Genomic DNA, 17,431 nt, shown 5'->3' with positions numbered 1-17,431 from the left:
CACCCAGGGGCGCGGGGAACTGCCCGACCAGCCCCCACGACCCCCAGTCGCCCCTCAACCGGTCTGCCCCATCCCCGCCGCGTTGGGCCAACTCTGAGCCTGGGCGTTGGGCCACCCCGACGCGGGGGCGGGCGTCAGCCCGTTCGTCCCCCGCACCTGCGCCGCGGTGAGCCCACCCCGTGCCGGAACCCCCGGCGGGGTGGGCCCCTGAGGCGCGGCGAACGGCGACGGAGCCGCAGCCGCGGCCGCCGGTGCGACCGGCATCTGCGCGGCGGCCGGCATGGGCGCGGGCATGGGCGTGGGCATCGGCATGGGCGTGGGCATCGGCGTGCCGTACCCGTTCGACTGGTCGTAGGCAGCGGCGGCAGCCGGCATCGGTACGCCGACCGGCATCGGAGCGGCAGCCGGCATCGGCTGAACCTGCGGAGCAAGCGGCGCCCCCGCGCCGTTCGTGGAGCCGACCAGCCGGTCCACGGCCGCCGTACCCGAGCTGTAACTGGTCCCGTTTGCCAGCTCGGGCACGGCGGCTCCCCTCCTGGTCCCGTAGAGCACCTGTTCCAGGCCGGACACCAGGCGACGGACGTCCACCTGGGGGCGCACCACGAGTCTCAGGAAGCGGCTGGACGAGCCGATCTTGTTGCCGCACTCGCGGACCAGGATCCGGTGCTCGGTGAGCAGTCGGTCCCGGACCACGGTGCCTTCGGCGCCCACGGGGAGGCGCACGAAGAGGAAGTTGCCCTGCGAGGGGTAGACGGTGAGACCGGGCAGCGAGGCGAGCTGGCTCGACATGTCCAGCCGGTCCCGGTAGACCTGCTGAAGGCTCTGCGCGTACTCGGCGCCGTGCTCCTTGAGCATGAACACCACGTACTCGGCGAAGGCATTGAGGTTCCACTTCGGCAGCATCGAGCGGACCCGGCCGGCGAGCGACGGGTTGGCGACCATGTAGCCGAAGCGGATGCCGTGCAGACCGAAGTTCTTGCCGAGCGAGCGCAGGACGATGACGTTCGGGCGCAGCATGGCCTCCTGCACCACCGACGGCTCCGCCTCCGCGTCGGCGAACTCCAGGAAGCTCTCGTCGATGACGATCAGGTCCAGATCCGCCATCGCGTCCATGAACTGCACGATCGCGTGCTTGTGCAGGAAGCCGCCGTCGGGGTTGTTCGGGTTGCAGATGACGGCCGCCCGGGTCCCCCGGGCCCGGATGAACTCGGCGTACTGCGCGAGGTCCAGGGCGAAGCCGCTGGACTCCTGGAGCGGGAACATGTCGACGCGCTTGCCGGTCTCCATCGGCTGGTCGGTCCAGCGGCCGAAGGTGGGGACGGGGATGGCGAGGGACTCACGGACCAGCAGGTGGTCGATCCAGGTGATGAGTTCGGTCGAGCCGTTGCCCATCGCCACGGCCTGCGGCGGAAGTTGGAGCAGATTGCACAGCTCGGACGTGATCGTGTCGGCGCTGCTGGGGTAGTACGTGATGATGTCGCGGAGGCGGCTGGACATCTCGTCCCACATCCCCGGTGTGGGGAAGTACGGATTGACCGGAATACAGAAGTCGATCGGGCCCGCCCCGTCGCCGGCCGCCCGCGTCAGCGCCGCCATCGAGGGGCTGTGTGCCGCGGTGGCTCGGAACAGCGAGGTGACGTTCTCGGCCATGGAACCTCCGTATGGGGCGGACCCGGTGGGGACGACCGGGACCGTCGTCTTTAGGTGGCCCGCGCGGGGGAGCACGGGCCGCCCATACATACGAAGGCTGCGGTGACGCTGTTCAACCGCTGAGAAATCGGTAAGAAGTTGTGTGTTACCTGTGAAGAAGTTTCACAGGTGGCGCGCCGTCACGCGTGGAACGAGTGAATCGTCGTCGTGCGGTACGTCTCGCCCGGCCGCAGCACGGTCGACGGGAACGACGGGTGGTTCGGGGAGTCAGGATAGTGCTGTGTCTCCAGGCACAGCGCATCGCCCTGACGGTAGCTGCGTCCACCCGGTCCGACCAGGGTGCCGTCGAGGAAGTTGCCCGAATAGAACTGCAGCCCCGGTTCGTTGGTGGCGATGCTCAGGGTGCGGCCGGAGGACGGGTCGTGGAGGGTCGCGATCTGCTCCGGCTCGGCCGTGACGCCCTTGTCCAGCACCCAGTTGTGGTCGTAGCCCTTGGCGGCGAGCAGCTGCGGGTGCCCGGCGCGCAGGTCCCGGCCGATCGGCTTGGTCTCGCGGAAGTCGAAGGGGGTGCCCTCGACCGGGGCCACTTCACCGGTCGGGATCAGACCCGGGTCGGTGGGTGTGAAGCGGGACGCGGCGAGCTGGAGCTCGTGGTCCTCGATCGTGCCGCTGCCCGCCCCGGCGAGGTTCCAGTAGACATGGCTGGTGAGGTTGACGACCGTCGCCCTGTCGGTGGTGGCCTCGTAGTCGATGCGCCAGTCGCCGTGCTCGGTGAGGGCGTACGTCGCCGTCACCCGGAGCGTGCCGGGGTGGCCCATCTCGCCGTCGGCGGAGGTGTAGGACAGGCGCAGGCCGACGTCGGTGCCCTCGGTGAACGGCTCGATGTCCCACACCCGCCGGTCGAAGCCCTCGGCGCCGCCGTGCAGGCTGTTCTCGCCGTCGTCCACGGACAGTTGGTACGTCTCGCCGTCCAGGGTGTAGCGGCCCTTGCCGATGCGGTTGCCGTAGCGGCCGATCAGCGCCCCGAAGTACGGGCTGGCGGCGACGTAGTCCTCGATCCGGGCGAAGCCGAGGGAGACGTCGGCGTACCGGCCGTGCCGGTCGGGGACCTCCAGGGACTGCACGATCCCGCCGTAGGACAGGACCTTCAGACGGGTGCCGCCGTTCTCCAGCGACCAGCGGTGGACCTCGGTGCCGTCGGCGAGCTCGCCGAAGAGTTCCTTCACCGGTGCTTCTCTCCTCCCATGGGAAGGGCCCCGCCTTGCGACGGGGCCCGATCCGGTCGGTCCGGGTTACGAACCGGACTTGCGCTTGTTCCAGACGTCGAAGCCGACCGCGGCCAGCAGGGCCATGCCCTTGATGACCTGCTGCCAGTCGGAGCCGACGCTGAGGAGGTTCATGCCGTTGTTCAGGACGCCGAGAACGAGACCGCCGATGATCGCACCGAGGACGGTGCCGACACCACCGCTCATGGACGCGCCGCCGATGAACGCCGAGGCGATGGCCTCGAGTTCGTAGTTCAGACCCGCCTTCGGGGAGGCCGCGTTCAGTCGCGCGGCGATCGCCAGACCCGCCAGGGCCGCGAGCGCGCCCATGTTCAGGAAGACGAGGAAGACGACCTTCTTGTCCTTCACGCCCGACAGCTTCGCCGCCGGCAGGTTGCCGCCGATCGCGTAGATGTGACGGCCGAAGACGGCGTTGCGCATGAGGTAGCCGTATCCGACGACCAGTCCGCCCAGGATGAGGAGGATGATCGGCGCGCCCTTGTAGCTGGCGAGCAGCATCGTGACGACGAGGACCGCGGCGACGATCGAGACGAGCTTCAGCAGGAAGAGGTTGCGCGGCACCACGTCCAGGGCGAACTCCTGCTGGCGCTTGCGGTCCCGGATCTCCTGGAGGACCACGAAGACGATCAGGACCAGGCCGAGCAGCAGCGTGATGTTGTGGTAGTTGGTATCCGGGCCCGTCTCCGGCAGGAAGCCGTTGCCCATCTTCTCCAGGCCGCTCGGGAACGGGCTGAGGGTCTGGCCCTCCAGCAGGATCTCCGTGAAGCCACGGAAGATCAGCATGCCGGCGAGGGTGACGATGAACGACGGTATGCCGAGATACGCGATGAAGAACCCCTGGATGCCGCCCGCCACCGCGCCGACCACCAGGCTCAGCGCCACCGCGACCGGCCACGACACGTTGTGCTGCACGGTCAGCACGGCCGCGAACGCGCCCACGAACGCCGTCAACGAGCCGACCGACAGGTCGATATGGCCCGAGATGATGACCAGCATCATGCCGATCGCGAGGATCAGGACGTAGGCGTTCTGGAGGACCAGGTTGGAGACGTTGCGCGGCTCCAGCAGGACGCCGTCGGTCCAGACGGCGAAGAGGGCGACGATCAGGCCGAGGGCGATCAGCATGCCGTACTGGCGCATGTTGCGGCGCAGGCCGTCCAGCATCAGCTGCAGCAACCCGCTGTCGGAGGACGGTCCTCCGCTCTTGCCGGGCGGGACCACCGCCGGGCTCTTGGTCACGTCGGTGCTCATCGGGTTACCTCTTTGTCCTTGGTCATCTGGCGCATCAACGATTCCTGCGAGGCCTCTTCCCGAGAGAACTCGCCGGTCAGCCGTCCGGCGGCCATCGTGTAGATGCGGTCGCACATGCCGAGAAGTTCCGGCAGCTCGGAGGAGATGAAGACGACCGCCTTGCCCTGGGCGGCCAGCTGGTCGATGACGGTGTAGATCTCGAACTTGGCGCCCACGTCGATGCCACGCGTGGGCTCGTCCAGGATCAGCACATCGGGACCCGCGAAGATCCACTTGCTGAGGACGACCTTCTGCTGGTTGCCGCCGGACAGCTTGCCCACCGGCTCGAAGACGGTCGGCGCCTTGATGTTCATGGTCTTGCGGAAGCCCTCGGCGACCTTCCGCTCCTCGTGCTCGTCGACGATCCCCCGCTTGGCCACCTTGCCCAGCGCGCTGAGCGAGATGTTGCGGTTGATGGTGTCGATGAGGTTGAGGCCGTAGTGCTTGCGGTCCTCGGTGACGTACGCGATGCCGTGTCCGACCGCCTCGGAGACGGTCTTGGTACGGATCTCCTTGCCGTCCTTGAGGACCGTGCCGCCCGCGTGCCGGCCGTAGGAGCGGCCGAAGACGCTCATGGCGAGTTCGGTACGTCCCGCACCCATCAGGCCCGCGATGCCGACGATCTCCCCGCGCTTGACGTTGATCGACACGTCGTCGACCACCTTGCGCGTCTGGTCGATCGGGTGGTGCACGGTCCAGTCCCGGATCTCGAGCGCCGGAGCCTCTTCCGACTCGCCCTCGTACGCGGTGCGTTCGGGGAAGCGGTGGTCGAGGTCGCGGCCGACCATGCCGGAGATGATCCGGTCCTCGCTGGTCTCCTTGGCCGTCACGTCCAGCGTCTCGATCGTCTGCCCGTCGCGCAGGATGGTCACCGAGTCGGCGACCTTGCGGATCTCGTTGAGCTTGTGGGAGATGATGATCGAGGTGATGCCCTGCTTCTTCAACTCCAGGATGAGATCCAGGAGTTTGCCGCTGTCCTCGTCGTTGAGAGCCGCGGTCGGCTCGTCGAGGATGAGCAGCTTCACCTTCTTCGAGAGCGCCTTGGCGATCTCCACGAGCTGCTGCTTGCCCACGCCGATGTCGGCGACGCGGGTCTCCGGGTGGTCGCTCAGACCGACCCGGCGCAGCAGCTCACTGGCGTGCCGCAGGGTCTCGCGCCAGTCGATGAGCCCGCCCTTGGCGTGCTCGTTGCCGAGGAAGATGTTCTCCGCGAGGGAGAGGTAGGGCACCAGCGCGAGTTCCTGGTGGATGATCACGATGCCGTGATGCTCGCTCGCGCGGATGTCCTTGAACTCGCAGCGCTCCCCCTCGAAGAGGATCTCGCCCTCGTACGTGCCGTGCGGATGGACGCCGGAGAGCACCTTCATCAAGGTGGACTTGCCGGCGCCGTTCTCACCGCAGATGGCGTGGACCTCGCCCTGCCGGACGGTCAGCGTGACGTCCGAGAGCGCTTTGACACCGGGAAAGGTCTTGACGATCGAGCGCATTTCCAGGACGGGTCCCGCCATGGTCGTGCCTTCCAATCTCTGTTCTGTCTACAGGCGGCGCAGGACTACTTGAGGTCGCCCTCGGTGTAGTAACCGCCGTCGACCAGGACCTGCTTGTAGTTGCTCTTGTCGACGCTCACCGGCTTCAGCAGGAAGGCGGGGACGACCTTGGAGCCGTTGTCGTAGGTCTTGGTGTCGTTGGTCTCCGGCTTCTTGCCGTTGAGGACCGCGTCGACCATGCTGCCGGCGACCTTGGCGAGCTCACGGGTGTCCTTGTAGACGGTCTGCGTCTGCTGGCCCGCGATGATCGACTTCACCGAGGCGAGCTCGGCGTCCTGGCCGGTGAGGACCGGCAGCGGCTTGCTCTTGGTGCCGTAGCCGTCGGACTTCAGCGCCGACAGGATGCCGATCGAGATGCCGTCGTACGGCGAGAGCACCGCGTCGACCTTCTTGCTGGAGTACGACTTGGTGAGGATGTCGTCCATGCGCTTCTGCGCCGTGGCGCCGTCCCAGCGCAGCGTGGTGACCTGGGTCAGGCCCGTCTGGCCGGACTGGACGACCAGCTTCTTGCTGTCGATGTACGGCTTCAGGACGCTCATCGCGCCGCCGAAGAAGTACTTGGTGTTGTTGTCGTCGTTGGAGCCGGCGAACAGCTCGATGTTGAAGGGGCCCTTGCCCTCCTTCAGACCGAGCTTCTCGACGATGTAGTTGGCCTGGAGCTCGCCGACCTTGGTGTTGTCGAAGGACGCGTAGTAGTCGACGTTGGCCGTGCCGAGGATGAGGCGGTCGTAGGCGATGACCGGGATGTTCGCCTCCTTGGCCTGCTGGAGCACGCCGTTGAGGGACTTGTTGTCGATCGCCGCGACGATGATCGCCTTGACGCCCTTGGTGATCAGGTTCTCGATCTGCGAGACCTGGTTCTCCGGGTCGTCCTCGCCGTAGACCAGGCTCGTCTTGTAGCCCTTGGCCTCCAGGTCCGCCACGACGTTCTTGCCGTCGGCGATCCAGCGCTCGGAGGACTTGGTCGGCATCGAGATGCCGATGGTGCCGCCCTTGGCGCTGCCCGATTCCTCCGCACTGCCTCCTTCGCTGTCCTGGCCGCAGGCGGACAGGGTGAGAGCGAGGACGGCCGAGGTGGCTATGGCGGAGAGTGCGGCTCTGCGGTTCAGCATGATCATCTTCCTTGATGTTCTAGAGGCCATGGGCGATCCGGCGGTGCGGGCGCCTGTCGGTGGTGCGGGTCGACCGAGAGAAGTTGTGTCGGAGTCTGTGTGACTCCGTGGACTTCTGTGAAGGGGCGTTGTCCGGAACGTTATGCAGGCGTTTCGAATCGCTTGAGCGCGCCGGGCAGTCGCGAGCCGAGCGGCGCCATGTCGCCGTCCGCTCCATGCCGTGCGAGCAGGTCCAGGGCAAGCCGTCCGCGCCGCACTCTTTCCTTGGCGGTGGACAGCGTGAGCTCGCGCATGTGATGCCCGTACGGGTAGATCCCGGGGGCCTTCGACAGGCCGAACTTCAGATAGAGCGGTGCGCCGCGCCGGATCAGCTCGGCGACCTCGTACATCCGCACATAGCCGCCGAGGTCGTCGGGGGCCTCGATGTACATGTCCATGGGAGCGCCCGACACCCGCCGGATCTCGGTGAGGTGATCCAGCGTCAGGTCGCTGGGCACGTTGATCGAGTCGCCGCCGAGGTTCTCGTAGACGGCGTACGCGGCCGGGTTCACCGGGCCGATCAGCGCCGACACCTTGAGGGTCGTGTCCGCCGGTATGATCCCGGCGACCCGCGCCCGGTGCAGCGCCCACAGCACACCCTCGTCGGCGATCAGGAGGCACTTCACGCCCAGCTCGGTGGCGCGGACGGCGTCCTCGATGCACCCGGCGACCGCGTCGTGCCCCCGGGCGCGCAGCCCGCCGCCCCGGGAGTCGGTCCGGGTCGAGCCGCCGATGTCCCAGGTGCCGCGGGGACCGGTGAACAGGCAGAGCTCGATGTCGCGCTCGGCGGTCGCCTCCACCATCTCGGTGATCTCGGCGTCGGTGAGCATCCACACGCCGCTGCCCTGGCTGACCCGGTGCACCGGCACATCGAGTCGCGAGGACTCCTTGAGGACCACGGCGAGGGCCTCGGGACCCTCCACCGAGGGCACTTCGGTGCGCCAGCGCCCGCCCCCGGGGAAGGAGTGCGGGGAGGCGTCGGCGGGATCGTGCGCGGGCGCGTCGAGGCCGAGCGCAGCGAGCGCCTGCTCACCGGGTCGTCGGGCCGCGCTGGCGGTGGTCTCGGTCACAAGCTGTCCTTCAGGTTCGATATTTCGGACGAGGATCGCGGCTCTGGATGAAGAAGGCCTTGGGTGTACGCCGGTACGAAGTCGTCAGGTACCCCGTACCGGCGTACGGCTCAGCGGTGTGTCATGGCCGGAGGAGGACCTTTCCGACCTTCGGGTCGCCGGACCCCACCAAGTCGATGGCCTGCGCAAACTCATCCAGCGCCAGCTCGTGCGTGACGAGCGGCAGCGGATCGAGCAGCCCGGCCCCGAAGACCCGCACGGTGTGCGCCCAGGCGTCCGGCGGCGCCCCGAAAACGGTGTGCACCTCCAGCTGCCGTACGACGAGGTCGGTGGGGTCGAGGCCGTCGGCACCCGGCGCCGGGATGCCGGTGAGGACGAGCCGGCCACCGCGTCTGAGCAGCGCGGCCGCGGTGTTCGCGGCGGACGCCGATCCGGCGGTCTCGATGACGACGTCGAAGTCGTCGGGCAGCTCCTGGTCCCGGGTGCGGAAGTCGGAGGCGCCGAACTTCTTCGACAGCTCCGCACGGTCCGGGCGGGTGCCGACCACCAGCAGCTCCGAAGGCGAGCCCGCCTTCAGGAACTGCACGGCGAACATCCCGAGCGTCCCCGTGCCCACCACGGCGACCCGCTCACCGGGTCGCGCGTTCGCCTTGAGCGCGGCGGCCGCGATGCACGCGGCGGGCTCCAACAGTGCCGCCGCCGTCAGGTCGGCGTCGTCCGGGAGGGCGTGCAGCAGCCGGGCCGGCAGGGTGAGCGTGGTGGCCATGGCACCGGGCTGGGTGAACCCGGTCTCCTCGTAGCCGGCCGTGCACAGCGTGGTCTCGCCCTCGTGACAGCGGTCGCAGACCTGGCAGTTGCGAAAGCCCTCGCCCACCACCTTGCGGCCGATCAGCGAGGCCGGAACCCCGGAGCCCACCGCCTCGACCGTGCCCGACCACTCGTGGCCGGGGGTGAGCGGGTAACGGACGTACCCCTCGGGCCGGTTGCCCTGGTACACCTCGCGGTCGCTGCCGCAGATGCCGACCGCGTGGACGCGGACCAGGGCCTCCCCGGCGGCGGGCTCGCGAGGGGTGTGCTCGACGAGCTCGTGCTCGCCGGGCGCCCCGATGACGACGGCCGTGCTCACTTCTCGGCGCCCTTCGGCTTGCGCTGCTCCCAGCCGTCGGCCCACAGGTCGAAGCGGGCCTGCTGCTGCGGGAACTCGGCGGCGGCGTCGACGTCCAGCTCGACGCCGAGACCGGGGGCGTCCGAGAGATGGAAGTAGCCGTCCACGACCTGCGGGGCGCCCTTGACGACCTTCTTGATGTCCGCGTCGGCGAAATCGTTGAAGTGCTCGAGGATCTTGAAGTTCGGCGCGGTGAAGCCGACCTGGAGCGAGGCGGCGGTCAGGACCGGGCCGCCCACGTTGTGGGGCGCGACCAGCATGTAGTGGGTCTCGGCGGTCGCGGCCAGCTTCCGGGTCTCCCAGATGCCGCCGATGTGACCGACGTCGGGCTGGATGATGTCCACGGCCTGGCTCTCGAAGAGCTCGCGGAACTCGATGCGGTCGTGGATCCGCTCACCGGTGGCGACCGGCATGTCGACCTTGGCGGCGACCTTCTCCAGCGCCTTCAGGTTCTCCGGCGGCACCGGCTCCTCCAGCCACGCGGGCTTGAAGGGGGCGAGGTCCCGGGCCAGGCGCACGGCGGTGGCGGGGGAGAACCGGCCGTGCATCTCCAGCATCAGCTCGGCCTCGGGGCCGATGGCGTCCCGGACGGCCTCGATGAGGGAGACGGCGTACATGCTCTGCTCGTGGTCGAGCTCGAAGTGCCCGGTGCCGAAGGGGTCGATCTTGAGCGCCTTGTACCCGCGCTCCATGACCCCCTGGGCGGCCTTGTGGTAGGCCTCCGGGGTGCGCTCCGTGGTGTACCAGCCGTTGGCGTACGCCTTGACCTTGTCGGTGACCTTGCCGCCGAGCAACTGCCAGACCGGGACGCCCAGGGCCTTGCCCTTGATGTCCCAGCAGGCCATCTCGATCACGGCGATGCCGGACATCACGATCTCGCCGGCCCGCCCGTAGTCGCCGTACTTCATCCGCTTGACGAGGTCCTCGACAGCGAACGGGTCCGACCCGAGAATGTGGTTGGCCTCTGCCTCGTGCAGATAGCCGAGCAGAGCGTCGGTGTGGCCCAGCATGCGGGTCTCGCCGACTCCGGTGAGTCCCTCGTCGGTGTGCACCTGGACGTAGGTCAGGTTGCGCCATGGCGTCCCGACCACGTGCGTGCTGATTCCCGTGATGCGCACGTCAGCTTCTCCCTAGACTTTCCAGCTTGTTCGAAATTTCGGCTCACGTTCGAAATGCTGGCCCGACCGTAAGGACGACCCGGTCGGGGTGTCAATGGGTCGGGTGGTCGAACGGCGTAACGGTTTTGGTGACGCGCACAACCGTCCGACATCACGACTGTCCCAGCCAGGCGCGTTATTCAACCGTGACACCTTCACTGCTGCAGCCCTCTTGACCGCCATGAATTGTTAGCGCTCACAATGACCTCCGCATTCACCGATCGATGCCGGCCGGCATCCGAGGAGGTACGAGCATCGTGTCGGTGGTGCTTTCATCAGTGATCGCCAGGGGGGTGTGACCGTGAACCACTTACAGCTCCGGCCGCCCACCATGGCCGACGTGGCACGCCTCGCCGGCGTGTCCCACCAGACCGTGTCCCGGGTGCTGGGGGACCACCCCAACGTCCGGGACGAGACACGGGCCAAGGTGCTGCGTGCGATCGAGGAGATGGGCTACCGCCGCAACTCCTCCGCCCGGGCCCTGGTCACCCGGCGCACCCGGACCCTGGGTGTGGTCGCCTCCAACACCACGCTCTACGGACCGGCCAGCACCCTGTTCGCACTGGAGGACGCGGCACGCGCCGCCGGGTACACCGTCTCGACGGTCAGTCTGCGCAGGCTGGCGGTGGAGACGCTCTCCGAGGCCCTGGGCCATCTCAGCGAGGGCGGGGTGGAGGGGGTCATCGCCCTCGCTCCACAGCGCTCCGCGGTCGAGGCCCTCGCCGAACTCCGCCATCCCTTCCCGGTGGTGGCCGTGGGGACCGGGTCCGGCGCGGAGATCCCCAGCGTCAACGTGGACCAGCAACTGGGTGCACGCCTGGCCACCGGCCATCTGCTGGCCGCCGGCCACCGTACGGTCTGGCATCTCGCCGGGCCCGAGGACTGGCAGGAGGCGGCCGACCGGGAGACCGGCTGGCGGGCGACCCTCGAAGCGGCGGGCATCGAGCCGCCGACGCCGCTGAGGGGGGACTGGAGTCCGCTTTCGGGCTACCGTGCGGGCCAGGAACTGGCCGGCTGGGTGGGCCGTGGACTCACCGCCGTCTTCGTCGCCAACGACCAGATGGCACTGGGGGTGTTGCGGGCGCTGCGTGAGGCGGGCGTGCGCACTCCCCAGGACGTCGCGGTGGTCGGCTTCGACGACATCCCGGAATCGGAGTTCTTCGCTCCACCGCTCACCACCGTCCGGCAGGATTTCGCGACGGTGGGCAAGCACAGCATCGCCCTGCTGCTGGACCTCATCGAGGGGCGGGCCGACTCCGGGGCTCTCGGAGTCGCCATCGAACCCCATCTCGTCGTCCGGGCCAGCACCGCTCCCGACTGACACGGCACCACGGAACCAAACGGTCGCAATTCGTACACCAGTGTGACCGATATTTCGAATAATGATCGACAGGCTGGACGCAGTGAGTCGGTCCCCGCGAGTAACAGCGGTCCTCCCCGGACCGGCTCTTCAAAGGAGAAGAACATGCTCAACAGAAGGAACTTCCTCACCGCGGCGATCGGCGTTGCGGCGGCAGGCACCCTGGCCGCCTGTGCCAAGGAGGACGACAGCCCCAGCGACTCCGCCGGCGGCGGCAGCAAGACGATCACCCTCGGCTTCTCCCAGGTCGGCTCCGAGAGCGGCTGGCGCACGGCCAACAGCGACTCGGTGAAGTCCGCGGCCAAGGAGGCGGGCTACAAGCTGCAGTTCTCCGACGCCCAGCAGAAGCAGGAGAACCAGATCTCCGCCATCCGCAGCTACATCTCGCAGAAGGTCGACGTCATCGCCTTCTCCCCGGTGGTCGTCACCGGCTGGGACGCGGTGCTCAAGGAGGCCAAGGCCGCGAAGATCCCGGTGGTCCTCACCGACCGCTCGGTCGAGACCTCCGACGAGTCCCTCTACGTCACCCTGGTCGGCTCCGACTTCACCGACGAGGGCCGCCGCGCCGCCAAGATCCTCGAGAAGGTCATCGCGAAGGCCGGCCTCAAGGGCGACGTGAAGATCGCCCAGCTGGAGGGCACCACCGGTGCCGCCCCCGCCATCGAGCGCGCCAAGGGCTTCAAGGAGGTCATGGACGCCGACCACGCCGACGACTGGAAGATCGTCGTCAGCCAGACCGGTGACTTCACCCGCGCCGGCGGCAAGCAGGTCATGGCGGCCTTCCTGCAGTCCAACCCGGACATCAACGTCCTCTACGCCCACAACGACGACATGGGCATCGGCGCCATCCAGGCCATCGAGGCGGCCGGCAAGAAGCCCGGCAAGGACATCCTCATCGTCACGGTCGACGGCGTGAAGGACGGCTTCGTCGCGATGTCCGAGGGCAAGATCAACGCCATCGTCGAGTGCAACCCGCTGCTCGGCCCCCAGCTGATGGAGGTCGTCAAGACGGTCCACGACGGCGGCTCGGTCGAGCGCTGGATCAAGACCAAGGAGAGCGACTTCATGCAGGACCAGGCCAAGGCCGCGCTCCCCGACCGCAAGTACTGACCGCCCGGCGGCACCGACCGCCCGGGGGTGTCTGCCGATTGGCGGCGCCGACCGATTGGCGGTGCCTGCCGACTGGCGGTGCTGACCGGCTTGAGGTGTCTGCCGATTGGGGGCGCCTGCCGACTGGCGGTGCTTGCCGACTGGCGGTACTGACCCACCGGGGGTGCCGACCGAGGGGGGCGCCTGCCGACTGGCGGTGCTTGCCGACCGGGGGTGCCTGCCGACCGGGGGTGCCTGCCGACGGGGGTGCCTGCCGACTGGCGGTGCCGACTGATCGGCGGTGTCTGCCGATTGGGGGTGCCTGCCGACTGGCGGTGCCGACTGATCGGCGGTGCCGACTGATCGGCGGTGCCGACCGACCGGCGGTGCCGACCGACCGGCGGTGCCAACCGATCGGCGGTACTGACCGACCGGGGGTGCCGACCGACTGGCAGTGCCTGCCGACTGGGGGCGCCTGCCGACTGGCGGTGCTTGCCGACCGGGGGTGCCGACCGACCGGGGGTGCCTGCCGACTGGCAGTGCCTGCCGACTGGGGGTGCCTGCCGACCGGCGGTACTGACCGGCCGCGGTGCCGACCGATGGGGGCGCCGACCGACTGGCGGTGCCTGCCGATCGGCGGTACTGACCCACCGGGGGCGCCGACCGACTGGCAGTGCCTGCCGACTGGGGGTGCCTGCCGACCGGCGGTACTCAGCGGCCGCGGTGCCGACCGATCGCCGTATCGGCCGGCCGCGGTGATGACCGACCGCACCACCGGCGGGGAGCCTCCCGCCGCCGAGTACGTCTCGGCTCACGGAGGCTCCCCGCGGGCCCGAACCGATTGCACGAGTTCAAGAGGAGCGCTGCCATGGCAGAGCCGCAGCCCGTCCTGGAGATGACGGGCATAGTCAAGGAGTTTCCGGGGGTAAGGGCTCTGTCGGGCGTCGACTTCCGGCTCTTCCCCGGCGAGATCCACGCCCTGATGGGCGAGAACGGGGCCGGGAAGTCCACCCTGATCAAGGTGCTGACGGGGGTCTACTCCCTGGACGGCGGCACCATCACCCTCGACGGCAAGACCGTGCGGATCGGCAGCCCGCTGCAGGCGCAGCACGCCGGGATCAGCACCGTCTACCAGGAGGTCAACCTCTGCCCCAACCTGTCGGTGGCGGAGAACATCTTCATCGGCCGTGAACCCACCCGCGCCGGCCGCATCCAGTGGAAGCGCATGCGCAAGGAGGCCGCGGAGCTCGTCGACCGGCTCGGCCTCGACATCGACGTCACCGCGCCCCTGTCCTCGTACCCCCTCGCGGTGCAGCAACTGGTCGCGATCGTACGGTCGGTGGGCACCGGCGACAGCGACGGCTCGGGGTCCGGCACCAAGGTGCTGGTCCTGGACGAACCGACCTCCAGCCTCGACCGCGACGAGGTCCTCGAACTGTTCCGTCTGATGCGGCAGTTGCGGGACGAGGGCGTCGCGATCCTCTTCGTCTCGCACTTCCTGGACCAGATCTACGAGATCTGCGACCGCATGACCGTCCTGCGCAACGGCACTCTGGTCGGCGAGCACCTGGTGCGCGACCTCGACCAGGTCGGGCTGATCGAGCTGATGATCGGCAAGGCCCTGGACCAGCTGGAGGAGCTCCACGACCACCAACTCCACGCGGACGTCGGTGAGTCGCTGCTGAAGGCGGAGGGCCTCGGCAGGAGCGGCGGTATCGCCCCCTTCGATCTGGACATCAAGAAGGGCGAGGTCGTGGGCCTCGCGGGCCTGCTGGGCTCAGGCCGCACCGAACTGGCCCGGCTGCTCTTCGGCGCCGACCAGCCCGACAGCGGCAAGGTCACCATCGGTGGCAAGCAGGTGGCGATGAGCGCCCCGAACGACGCCATCGGCGCCGGGGTCGCGTTCTGCTCGGAGAACCGCAAGGCCGAGGGCCTGGTCCCCGACCTGACGGTCCGCGAGAACATCATCCTCGCCCTCCAGGCGTCCCGCGGCTGGACCCGCCCCATCCCCACCGCCCAGCGCGACGAACTGGTCGCCAAGTACATCAAGGCGTTGGACATCCGCCCTGCCAACCCCGAGGCCCGGGTGGGCCAGTTGAGCGGCGGCAACCAGCAGAAGGTGCTCCTCGCCCGCTGGTTGATCACCCAGCCGAAGCTGCTGATCCTCGACGAGCCGACGCGCGGCATCGACATCGGCGCCAAGACGGAGATCCAGAAACTGGTGGTCTCCCTCTCCGAGGACGGCATGTCCGTGCTCTACATCGCGGCCGAGCTGGAGGAGGTCCTCCGCCTCAGCCACACCATCGGCGTCCTGCGCGACCGCAAGCTGGTCGCGCAGCTCACCAACGGGCCCGAGATCACCACCAGCAAGATCCTCGAGACCATCGCGAGCGGAGAACAGCAGTGACCACCACCTCCCGCTGGCGAGCACTGACGCGCCACAACCTCTTCTGGCCGATCGTGGTCCTGGTGGCCCTGCTGCTCGTCAACGTCCCCTTCACACCCGACTTCTTCGCCATCCGCATGACGGACGGCCACCTCTACGGCAGCCTCGTCTCGATCGTGCTGTTCGGCTCGCCCCTCATCCTGGTGGCGGTCGGCATGACCCTGGTCATCGCGACCGGCGGCATCGACCTCTCGGTCGGCGCGGTCGTCGCCATCACGGGCGCGCTGACGTGCTCGTACATCAGCGACCAATCCGACCAGGACGCCCTGGCCGGAGTGCTGCTGGCGATGGGCCTGGGCCTGGTAGCCGCGGTCGTCTGCGGCCTCTGGAACGGCTTCCTGGTCGCCCGTATGGGCATCCAGCCGATCATCGCGACGCTGATCATCATGGTCGCCGGCCGAGGCGTGGCCCAGCTGATCACCGACGGCCAGATCATCACCATCAACAGCGAGCCGTACAAGCTGATCGGCGGCGGCTACTGGCTGACCCTGCCCTTCTCCATCTTCGTCGTGGCCGCGGTGGTGGCCATCACGGTGGCGCTGACCCGCCGCACGGCCCTCGGCCTGCTGGTCGAGTCCGTCGGCGGCAACGCCGAGGCCAGCCGCCTGGTCGGCATCCGCTCCCGTCGTATCAAGATCATGGTGTACGTCTTCTGCGCCCTGTGCGCGGGCATCGCGGGCCTGATGATCAGCTCCAACACCTCGGCCGCGGACGGCAACAACGCCGGCCTGTGGATCGAACTCGACGCGATCCTCGCCGTGGTGATCGGCGGCACCTCGCTGCTCGGCGGCCGGTTCTCGATCGGCGGCACGGTGGTCGGAGCCCTGGTCATCCAGACCCTGACCACCACGATCTACACGATCGGCGTCCCGACCCAGACCAACCTGGTCTTCAAGGCCGCCGTCGTCATCGTCGTCTGCCTCCTCCAGTCCCCGAAGTTCCGCGCCAAGGTCTTCGGCGCCCGCGCGAAGGCCGCGGCCCCTGCGGCGCCCGCCGCGGTCGCCGAGCCCGCCGACTCCGCTCCCAAGATGGAGGTGTCGTGATGAGTACGACCACCAAGACCCCCACGACGCCGCAGACCCGTACGCCGTCCAACGCCGCGCGCCTGCTCGGTGACCGGCGGCTGCCCGTCCTGGTCACGGCGGCGTTGTTCCTCGCGATGTACATCGGCGGACTGAGCCGCTATGTGAACTACGGCTTCGGTGACTCGCAGGTGTTCCTCAACCTGTTCATCGACAACAGCTATCTGCTGGTCGCCGCCGTCGGAGCCACCTTCGTCATCATGTCCGGCGGCATCGACCTGTCCGTGGGCTCGGTGATCGGCTTCACGACGATGCTCACGGCGTGGCTGGTGCAGGACGTGGGGCTGCCGCTGCTCGTCGTCGTCCCCATATCCCTGGGCGTGGGAGCGTTCGGCGGCTTCCTCATGGGCTATGTGATCCACAACTTCGAGATCCAGCCGTTCATCGTGACGCTGGCAGGCCTCTTCCTGTTCCGGGGCCTGTGCCTGGTGATCAGCAAGGAGTCGATCGCCATCACCGACTCGGCCGTGAGCAGTCTGGCCGAGACGCGGGTGCCGCTGGGCGTGGGGGACCTGTCGATCGGTGCCATCGTGGCCCTGCTCGTCCTCGCCGGGGCGTTCTACCTCCTCCACTACACCCGCTTCGGACGCCGGATCTACGCCATCGGCGGCAACGAGCAGTCGGCCCTGCTGATGGGCCTGCCGCTGGGCGGCACGAAGATCGCGGTCTACACGATGAGCGGCTTCTGCTCGGCCCTCGCCGGCCTGCTCTTCATGCTCTACATCCAGTCCGGCGACCCGCTGCACGCCGTGGGCATGGAGCTCGACGCGATCGCCGCGGTGGTCATCGGCGGCACGCTGCTGACGGGTGGTTCGGGTTATGTCGTGGGCACGCTGTTCGGCGTTCTCGTCCTGGGTCTGATCAAGAGCATCATCCAGTTCGAGGGCACGCTCAGCTCCTGGTGGACGAAGATCGCCACGGGTGTGCTGCTGTGCGCGTTCATCCTGATCCAGCGCGTCATGACGACCCGTAAGGAGACGTGAGCGGAGGGGGAGCCGGTCCGCTGCGGCGCGATGTCGCTTTCGATGCGATGAGGTGGGTTGAGGGCAGAACATCCTCAACTCGCCGCGCCGGAACGGCCGGTTCCCCACACAACCTTCACAGCTGCCTCTAGGAACGCCGCCGCTCAGGAACTTAA

12 protein-coding genes and 1 pseudogene are annotated in these 17,431 nt (G+C 68.3%); 5 read left to right on the top strand and 8 right to left on the bottom strand.

From position 1 onward, the window contains the following. Positions 1-54 precede the first annotated feature (54 nt). The 8 genes and pseudogenes from ACWD3I_RS10540 to ACWD3I_RS10505 form a co-directional block, all read right to left on the bottom strand. A complete protein-coding gene (locus tag ACWD3I_RS10540) occupies positions 55-1,650 on the bottom strand; it encodes a pyridoxal phosphate-dependent aminotransferase (RefSeq protein ID WP_365393743.1) in 1,596 nt (531 codons plus the stop codon). A 179-nt stretch (positions 1,651-1,829) separates the two neighbouring features. Beyond that, a pseudogene (locus tag ACWD3I_RS10535) lies at positions 1,830-2,879 on the bottom strand (aldose epimerase family protein); the annotation flags it as partial. A gap of 63 nt (positions 2,880-2,942) precedes the next feature. Continuing rightward, a complete protein-coding gene (mmsB, locus tag ACWD3I_RS10530) occupies positions 2,943-4,187 on the bottom strand; it encodes a multiple monosaccharide ABC transporter permease (protein ID WP_327716893.1) in 1,245 nt (414 codons plus the stop codon). Beyond that, a complete protein-coding gene (gene mmsA / locus ACWD3I_RS10525) occupies positions 4,184-5,734 on the bottom strand; it encodes a multiple monosaccharide ABC transporter ATP-binding protein (protein ID WP_365393742.1) in 1,551 nt (516 codons plus the stop codon). The genes mmsB and mmsA overlap by 4 nt, the downstream gene beginning before the upstream one ends. A gap of 44 nt (positions 5,735-5,778) precedes the next feature. Then, positions 5,779-6,885 (bottom strand): multiple monosaccharide ABC transporter substrate-binding protein, encoded by a 1,107-nt coding sequence (gene chvE / locus ACWD3I_RS10520; RefSeq protein WP_365393741.1) that lies wholly within the window; start codon positions 6,883-6,885, stop codon positions 5,779-5,781. Between the two features lie 140 nt (positions 6,886-7,025). Continuing rightward, positions 7,026-7,994, bottom strand: a complete 969-nt coding sequence (locus tag ACWD3I_RS10515) for a hypothetical protein (RefSeq protein WP_365393740.1) — start codon at positions 7,992-7,994, stop codon at positions 7,026-7,028. A 121-nt stretch (positions 7,995-8,115) separates the two neighbouring features. Continuing rightward, the gene (locus ACWD3I_RS10510; protein WP_365393739.1) at positions 8,116-9,120 is read right to left on the bottom strand and encodes a zinc-dependent alcohol dehydrogenase; all 1,005 of its coding nucleotides are present in this window, start codon (positions 9,118-9,120) and stop codon (positions 8,116-8,118) included. Continuing rightward, positions 9,117-10,277, bottom strand: coding sequence for a mandelate racemase/muconate lactonizing enzyme family protein (locus ACWD3I_RS10505; RefSeq protein ID WP_365393738.1), 1,161 nt, complete (start codon positions 10,275-10,277; stop codon positions 9,117-9,119). The genes ACWD3I_RS10510 and ACWD3I_RS10505 overlap by 4 nt, the downstream gene beginning before the upstream one ends. A 340-nt stretch (positions 10,278-10,617) precedes the next feature. Here ACWD3I_RS10505 and ACWD3I_RS10500 point away from each other — a divergent pair, with 340 nt between their 5' ends. The 5 genes from ACWD3I_RS10500 to yjfF all read left to right on the top strand — a co-directional run bounded on the left by ACWD3I_RS10500 (position 10,618) and on the right by yjfF (position 17,276). Beyond that, positions 10,618-11,637: a LacI family DNA-binding transcriptional regulator gene (locus ACWD3I_RS10500; protein WP_365393737.1), complete on the top strand. Its 1,020-nt coding sequence runs from the start codon at positions 10,618-10,620 to the stop codon at positions 11,635-11,637. Between the two features lie 144 nt (positions 11,638-11,781). Next, positions 11,782-12,786 (top strand): ABC transporter substrate-binding protein, encoded by a 1,005-nt coding sequence (locus ACWD3I_RS10495; RefSeq protein WP_266892963.1) that lies wholly within the window; start codon positions 11,782-11,784, stop codon positions 12,784-12,786. Positions 12,787-13,633: 847 nt separating this feature from the next. Then, complete coding sequence (locus tag ACWD3I_RS10490) at positions 13,634-15,172, top strand: sugar ABC transporter ATP-binding protein (RefSeq protein ID WP_307031385.1); 1,539 nt, start codon at positions 13,634-13,636, stop codon at positions 15,170-15,172. Then, complete coding sequence (locus ACWD3I_RS10485; RefSeq protein WP_365393736.1) at positions 15,169-16,254, top strand: ABC transporter permease; 1,086 nt, start codon at positions 15,169-15,171, stop codon at positions 16,252-16,254. The genes ACWD3I_RS10490 and ACWD3I_RS10485 overlap by 4 nt, the downstream gene beginning before the upstream one ends. Further along, positions 16,254-17,276 carry a galactofuranose ABC transporter, permease protein YjfF gene (gene yjfF / locus ACWD3I_RS10480; protein WP_365393735.1) on the top strand — a complete coding sequence of 341 codons (1,023 nt, stop codon included), beginning with the start codon at positions 16,254-16,256 and terminating at the stop codon, positions 17,274-17,276. The genes ACWD3I_RS10485 and yjfF overlap by 1 nt, the downstream gene beginning before the upstream one ends. The last annotated feature ends 155 nt before the right edge of the window (positions 17,277-17,431 follow it).

The organism is Streptomyces sp. NPDC002817, assembly GCF_053592055.1.
This window is presented reverse-complemented; position numbering and strand designations above follow the sequence as displayed.